At 41.9% G+C, this 7,100-nt stretch carries 6 protein-coding genes; 4 read left to right on the top strand and 2 right to left on the bottom strand.

Going from position 1 to position 7,100, the window contains the following annotated elements; all coding sequences use genetic code 11:
- The 3 genes from Q0192_RS15825 to Q0192_RS15815 form a co-directional block, all read left to right on the top strand.
- Positions 1–1,403, top strand: a 1,403-nt coding sequence (locus Q0192_RS15825) for a TonB-dependent receptor (protein ID WP_299290895.1), incomplete at its 5' end; no start/stop codon positions are given.
- 37 nt (positions 1,404–1,440) lie between these two features.
- On the top strand, positions 1,441–2,040 hold the full coding sequence (locus Q0192_RS15820) for a DUF6580 family putative transport protein (RefSeq protein WP_299290893.1): 600 nt from the start codon (positions 1,441–1,443) through the stop codon (positions 2,038–2,040).
- Between the two features lie 185 nt (positions 2,041–2,225).
- Entirely contained in the window at positions 2,226–2,921 is a 696-nt protein-coding gene (locus tag Q0192_RS15815) for a Sir2 family NAD-dependent protein deacetylase (protein WP_299290891.1), read from the top strand.
- 33 nt (positions 2,922–2,954) lie between these two features.
- Here Q0192_RS15815 and Q0192_RS15810 read toward each other — a convergent pair whose 3' ends face one another.
- Together Q0192_RS15810 and Q0192_RS15805 are read right to left on the bottom strand one after the other, a co-directional pair.
- The gene (locus Q0192_RS15810; RefSeq protein ID WP_299290878.1) at positions 2,955–3,839 is read right to left on the bottom strand and encodes a DMT family transporter; all 885 of its coding nucleotides are present in this window, start codon (positions 3,837–3,839) and stop codon (positions 2,955–2,957) included.
- Between the two features lie 150 nt (positions 3,840–3,989).
- The gene (locus tag Q0192_RS15805; RefSeq protein WP_299290876.1) at positions 3,990–5,042 is read right to left on the bottom strand and encodes an epoxide hydrolase family protein; all 1,053 of its coding nucleotides are present in this window, start codon (positions 5,040–5,042) and stop codon (positions 3,990–3,992) included.
- 418 nt (positions 5,043–5,460) lie between these two features.
- Here Q0192_RS15805 and Q0192_RS15800 point away from each other — a divergent pair, with 418 nt between their 5' ends.
- On the top strand, positions 5,461–7,089 hold the full coding sequence (locus Q0192_RS15800; protein ID WP_299290874.1) for an ATP-binding cassette domain-containing protein: 1,629 nt from the start codon (positions 5,461–5,463) through the stop codon (positions 7,087–7,089).
- Positions 7,090–7,100 lie beyond the last annotated feature (11 nt).

Genomic DNA, 7,100 nt, shown 5'->3' with positions numbered 1-7,100 from the left:
GTGTCATCAACATCATCACCAAAAAAGGCGGACCGGAAGGCATTGGTGTTTACGGAAATTTGACCGGCGGCAGTTACGGGTCGCAAAAGCAAACGGTGGGTTTTAACGGATCGTTGGACAAGTTTTCGTACAACGTAAGTTATACGCACGACCAGACCGACGGCATTAGCGAAGCGGCAGACAAAAACAACACCGGCACGTTTGATAAAGACGGTTACAATCAATCGGCCTTAAACGCTAATTTTTCTGTGGAAGCTGCTCCTGGTCTGCGCATCAGTCCTTTTTTTCGCTTCACTTCCGGTTCTTACAAATATGATAATGGTGCTTTTGCCGATGCGCCCAACCAAAGCTTAAACCGCTATTACAACACGGGTTTAACTTCTCAATATCAGTTGGATGTGAAAAATCGTTTCAACTTAAATTACGGTTATACCAATAACACCGCTTATTACGAATCGAGCTATCCGTCGTCCAACATTGGCCGGTTGCATTTGGTTGATTTGTATTACAACCATGATTTTACGGAAAACATAAAATTACTTTTGGGCGTGGACAACCGCTACACGCAGATCAAGCAAATTGGTGCAGTTAACGTTACGCCGGATGCCAATTTGTTCAGCACTTATGGTTCGCTTTCGGTTAATAAAATTGCCGGTTTTTTAAACTTGGAAGGCGGCGGTAGGTTTAACGAACACAATACTTACGGCCATAATTTTACATATGATTTTACGCCTTCCATCAATTTGGTTGGAGATAAACTGATTCTGTTCGGAACCGTTTCCAGTGCTTTTAAAGCACCTTTGCTGACAGAATTGTTTGGCCCTTACGGCGCAAACCCTGATTTAAAGCCGCAAAAATCTACCAATTACGAAGCTGGTTTTAGCACGGCTTTGTTGGACAACAGTTTTAATTTGCGTGTTGCCGCTTTCCGCCGGAAACTGACGGATGCCATTGTTTATTTGGCCAAAGGTTACGAAAATTTTGACAAAGAGAACGACCAGGGTTTGGAAGTAGAGCCATCGTACAAATACAAAATTTTAACCCTGACTGGTTTTTACAGTTTTGTTGATGGAACGGCGATTAGAAACAACATCAACACTTATGGTTTGCTGCGCCGCCCGAAACAATCTTTTGGTTTGCAAGTCGCTGTGCAGGCAACAAGTAAACTTTATGTAAGTGCCAATTTTAGAAGTTACGGCCAGCGCGGCGATTACAATTATCCAACTAATGTGGTTTTGCCGGCTTACCAATTGCTGGATGCTTACGTGCAATACGGCATTAACGGCAGGGTTAAAGTTTTTGTAAACGCCAATAATATTTTGGATAAACGTTACCAGGAAATTTACGGTTACAACACAATGGGCGCCAATTTCAATGCAGGCGTAAGTTTCAACTTCAACTAACAATAAGTATTTTTGCACGATAAAAGAAGCATCTGTAATGTCTTTAGAAAAAATTAATATTCGCAACAGTGTACTCATTTTAATGATTTTGCTGGCTGCCGCGGCACGTTTTATCCATTTAGATAACCAAAACTTTTGGGCCAATTTTACGCCGGTTGGTGCGGTTTCTTTGTTTGGCGGCGCTTATTTTACCGATAAAAAGAAGGCTTACTTGGTGCCTTTGCTCACCTTGTTTTTAAGCGATTTGCTGATCAACTATTTGTATTTCCATCATTTTGCCTGGTTTTATGCCGGCTCGGTTTGGGTTTATGTAAGCTTTGCTTTGATGGTTTTTATCGGCACAAAATTGCCTAAAGTTAATGTTGTAAATGTAGTTTTGGCTGCGCTGGCCGCTGTTTTGGTGCATTGGCTGCTGACCGATATTGACCCTTGGTTGTACGGAACTTTGTATGACAAAAGCTTCGTTGGTTATTTCCAGTCGTTGTTTGCCGCCATTCCATTCGAGCGGAGTTTGTTGTTGGGCAACTTTGTTTATGGCTTTGTTTTGTTTGGCGGCTTTGAATTGGCGAAGCGTCAATTTCCGGCGTTGAATGGTAGAGACGTTGCATGCAACGTCTCTACCATGTATTTGAAATAGAAAGGTAGGCGCTTTGCCGCGTGAGGGATAGCAGCGGAAAGCCCGGAGCGAGGTACGAGCGAGGACTTGGAGCGGATAGCCCGACCCGCAGGGGCACGCCCAAATTATCATCGTTTTATTAATCATAGAGACGGCATTTATTTGTAGAGACGTTGCATGCAACGTCTCTACCATAATTTTTAAACATGGAAAAATTAGTGGTTTTAACAGGCGCAGGCATTAGTGCCGAAAGCGGTTTGAAAACGTTTAGAGACAGCGATGGGCTTTGGGAAGGTTATAACATTGAAGATGTGGCCACGCCGGAAGCCTGGCGCAAAAACCCGGAACTGGTGCAAGCTTTTTACAACGAACGCCGCAAAAACGTATTGGATGCGCAACCAAACACCGCTCATTTTGCTTTGGCTACGCTGGAAAAAGATTTCGATGTAACGGTTATCACCCAAAATATTGATGATCTGCACGAGCGCGCCGGTTCAACCAACGTGGTGCATTTGCATGGCGTGATCACGCGTTCGCAATCGAGCAAAAACCCGAATTTAACTTACTCGATCAATGGCTGGGAAATAAAAATGGGCGAGGTTTGCGAGTTGGGTTCGCAGTTGCGGGCGCACGTGGTTTGGTTTGGCGAAGCGGTGCCGATGATTGAAAAGGCGGCCATGATTTGTACTGAAGCGGAAGTTTTTATGCTGGTGGGCACTTCGCTGGCGGTTTATCCGGCGGCTGGTTTGTTGGATTATGTGCCGGACGAAACGCCGAAATACATTGTTGACCCGAAAATCCCGGCGATTTCTTCTGTTCAAAATTTGATCAAAGTGGAAGAAAAAGCAACGGTTGGCGTGGCTAAAGTTGCAGAGATGTTAAGGAAAGATTTGAAGTTTTAGTTCACCAATTTTATGCCGGTAAAAGAAGCATTGTTATTCTACCGTTTGCACGGCTACTGCAACTTTTTTTCTCCGTGAATACAACAAACCGCTTACCACCAGCAAACTTCCGGCAATACCGTAAACCGTAATTTTTTCGTGGAGGATGATTACGGCCATGAAATAACCCAAAGCGGGCGTTAAAAAAAGCCATAAACCTGCTTTTACCGAATCTTTCTGCAACAGGTAAAGCCACATCGCGTAGGCCACAATCGAAACCGGAACGATTAACCAGGTGATGCTGAGGAAGAAACGCAGGTCGGGAATTAAAAAGTTGTTTGAACCATTCCACAAAACTACCGGTAAAAACAGTATACCGCCGATGGTGATCTGCCAGGTATTTACTTCCATCTTTTTGAGCGTTAAACCGGAATTGGCGTAATAAATACTACCGGCAGAAAGCGCGATGATACCAGCAATGAGCGCCAAAATCCCTTGTAACGTAGCATGGCTATGGTACAAGTTTGGCACAGAAGCCAATACCAGTCCGGAAAGGGCAATTACAATTCCGGTGATTTCAAACGGCGTTAGTTTTCGTTTGTAAAAGACCGCCGAAAAAAGAATGAGCAACAAAGGGTTTACAGCCGTTATCAAACTAATCAATCCTGCCGAAACGTATTTAATGGCGATTAAATAGCCCGACATGTAAATGGTTACATTCAAAACGCCCAAAATAAACAGCTTTTTAAATTCGGTTTTGGAAGGAAAACGGCTGGTTTTATTTTTAATAAGGTAAGTGTAGCCCATCAAAACCAAACTCACGGTTATAAACCGGATGAAAGTGAGCAAAAACAAATCGCAGGAATGGAATGCAAGCTTGGTGGCAACGGTGGCCGACGCCCAAAGCAAGGCAAACAATAAACCTTCGGCGATTTCCATGTTTTGCGTTTTATAATTTTATAAACGCCGCAAAGATAAAATTTGGGGAAAGTATTTGGGCTTTATCAATTTTTTATGGGTAAAAGAAGCATTTCTATTACTTGGATCGGATAGAAATCAAAGTTAGAAGATCATTAAATGATGCTGGTTTCAGACATTTATTTGTTTGAAAAAACGGATAATATCTTTTGAGAGTAACTCAGGCTGTTCCAACGCTGCAAAGTGGCCTCCTTGTTGATGTTCGTTCCAATAGGTAACGTTGTACCCTCTTTCCACATAAATACGGGGCGGAAATGAAATTTCTTTTGGGAATTTAACAATGCCAACCGGACATTTTACAAAATCTTCTTTTCCGAAAACTAATGGTGATTTACTATTTTCATAATATATATAAACCGATGAATGAATGGTTTCTGTAAACCAATACAAGGTAATGTTTCCCAATAGCTCATCTTTGGTAAAAATGCTGTCTAAGTTACCGTTACAATCGCTCCAGGCATAAAATTTTTCCAGCATCCAGGCACATAACCCTACCGGCGAATCATTTAGTCCATAAACAAGTGTAAGTGGTTTTGTACTGTGCAAATGGGCATAAGCGCCTTCTTTTGCAAACCAGTCTGCTATATATTTTTTATAAGTCAGTTCTTCTGCTGTAAAAACCTCACCTTCTTTTAAAAAAGGTTGATAAGAACCGGGGATATAATTTAACATTAAACCGAGGGTAGCTTCGGGATATTGTAAAGCGAAGGCCGTGCTTACACCAGCACCAATATCACCGCCCTGCAAACCTACCTGCTTATAACCCAGTTGCTGCATTAGTTGATACCACAAAGATGCAACATACCTACTGTTGCATCCGGTAGCGGTAACTTTTTCAGAAAACCCGAACCCCGGTAAAGAAGGTATAATTACATCGAAAGAAAAGTCTTGATGATCAGTCAGCAATGGAATAATTTTCAGCATTTCCAAAAACGATCCCGGCCAGCCATGGGTTATTAGCAGCGGAATACTTTTGCGGCCTTTACCTTTAACATGGATAAAATGTATTTGCTTTCCGTCTATTTCAGTTAAAAAGTTGGGGTAAAAATTGATTTGATCTTCTACCTTTTGCCAGTCAAACTCATCCGTCCAATAGGCTGCCAACTCTTTCATATACGCAAGACTGGAACCTGTACTCCATCCGGTCCGATTTGATAAGTCCATCTGGTATTAATCAATCTTGTTTTTAAATCATCTAAAGCAGCTTTGCTTATAGAACACTCAAAAGGTTTTATCATGGCCAAGAATCAATTTTAATAATCAAGCAAAAGCTAAATGTATTTATAAAAATGCGTTGTATGATTAAAGGAGGGAGAAATAAAAGATGTAACACTGTTTTTTTACCGGTAAAAGAAGCATAGCTGTTATTTCATTGCTTTTAAAATCTTTTTCCCTTTGGATTGCATGGCTGCGCTTCCGCTTTGCATTAAAAATCCTATTTTCTCCTAACTTCATGGGTAAACAATAAGTTTTATAAAACTAAGCACCTAAAAAAGTATGGTAAAAGAAGCATCAATAAAAAGCTGGTTTACATTTATTTTCCTGCTGATAACCTGTATCTTTGCAGCACAATTAGTACAATATGATTACGGTATCCAACCTCTCCTTACGTTACGGCAAACGCACGCTTTTTGAAGACGTCAACCTCAAGTTTACGCAGGGCAATTGCTACGGCATTATCGGTGCAAACGGTGCAGGGAAATCCACATTTTTAAAGATTTTGTCTGGAGAAATAGACCCAACCAGCGGAACTTACAGTTTTACGCCCGGCGAACGGATGGCCGTTTTGAAACAAAACCACTACGAGTTTGATGAATTTTCGGTGATCGAAACCGTTTTGATTGGCCACCAGGAAATGTACAAGGTGATGAAGGAAAAAGACGCCATTTACATGAAGGAGGATTTTACCGACAAAGACGGCGAGCGTGCCGGCGAGTTGGAAAACTTGTTTGCCGAAATGGATGGCTGGAACGCCGAAAGCAATGCGGCAACTTTGTTGAGCAACCTGGGCATCAAAGAAGAATTACATTTTAAACAATTAAAAGAGCTGGACGGAAACCAGAAAGTACGCGTGTTACTGGCGCAGGCTTTGTTTGGCAACCCGGATATTTTGTTGCTGGATGAGCCGACCAACGATTTGGACATCAACACAATTGCCTGGCTGGAAGACTTTTTGGCAAGCTATGAAGCCATCGTTCTGGTAGTTTCGCACGATAGGCACTTTTTGGATACCGTTTGTACGCACATTGTGGATATTGATTTTGCTAAAATGTCCATTTACACCGGCAATTATTCGTTCTGGTACGAATCCAGCCAGTTGGCTTTGAAACAACGATCAGACCAAAACAAGAAAACGGAAGACCGCGTGAAGGAACTGCAGGAATTTATTCGCCGTTTTAGCGCCAATGCTTCCAAATCCAAACAGGCAACCAGCCGTAAAAAAGCGTTGGACAAGATTAATATTGATGAAATTAAAGCCTCCAACCGTAAATATCCGGCCATTTTATTTAACAATTTAGGCAGAGAAGCGGGCGATCAGATTCTGCAGATCGAAAACCTGGGCAAAGTATCAAACGGCGAAGTGCTTTTTTCTAACGTTAATTTAATGGTTGGCAAAGGCGATAAAATTGCGGTGCTTTCTCAAAACAGTCTGGCCACTTCTGCTTTTTATGATATTTTGACCGGCCGCGATACCGATTACACTGGAACTTTTAAATGGGGCGTTACGATAAAAACGGCTGATATCCCAATTGATAACCAGGAATATTTTCAAGGTAAAAATGAAAACCTGATTGATTGGTTGCGCGAATACTCGGAAGGTGAAAAAGACGATCAATTTATCCGCGGGTTTTTAGGCCGGATGTTGTTTTCGGGAGAAGAAGTATTGAAAAAATCAACAGTACTTTCCGGCGGCGAAAAAATGCGTTGCATGTTTTCACGGATGATGTTGCAGGCAGCCAACGTATTATTGTTTGACGAGCCGACCAATCACCTGGATTTGGAATCTATTACGGCTTTAAATAATGGCATGAAAGATTTCCGCGGAACGATTTTGTTTACTTCCCGCGACCATGAGTTGACCCAAACGGTTGCAACACGGATTATAGAACTAACGCCAGGTGGCAGCATTGATAAACTAATGGGTTATGATGAATTCATCAACAGCGAGGCCGTTAAAAAGCAACAGGAAGAATTGTACGCTTTGGCTTAAATTACTTTTAA

This window comes from uncultured Mucilaginibacter sp. (assembly GCF_937859865.1).
GTDB lineage: Bacteria > Bacteroidota > Bacteroidia > Sphingobacteriales > Sphingobacteriaceae > Mucilaginibacter_A.
This window is presented reverse-complemented; position numbering and strand designations above follow the sequence as displayed.

Excerpts from the sequence above, each read along its gene's own strand:
- Q0192_RS15805 (WP_299290876.1), bottom strand. The coding sequence starts at position 5,042 with ATGGACTTATCAAATCGGACCGGATGGAGTACAGGTTCCAGTCTTGCG.
- Q0192_RS15800 (WP_299290874.1), top strand. The coding sequence starts at position 5,461 with ATGATTACGGTATCCAACCTCTCCTTACGTTACGGCAAACGCACGCTT.
- Q0192_RS15820 (WP_299290893.1), top strand. The coding sequence starts at position 1,441 with ATGTCTTTAGAAAAAATTAATATTCGCAACAGTGTACTCATTTTAATG.
- Q0192_RS15815 (WP_299290891.1), top strand. The coding sequence starts at position 2,226 with ATGGAAAAATTAGTGGTTTTAACAGGCGCAGGCATTAGTGCCGAAAGC.
- Q0192_RS15810 (WP_299290878.1), bottom strand. The coding sequence starts at position 3,839 with ATGGAAATCGCCGAAGGTTTATTGTTTGCCTTGCTTTGGGCGTCGGCC.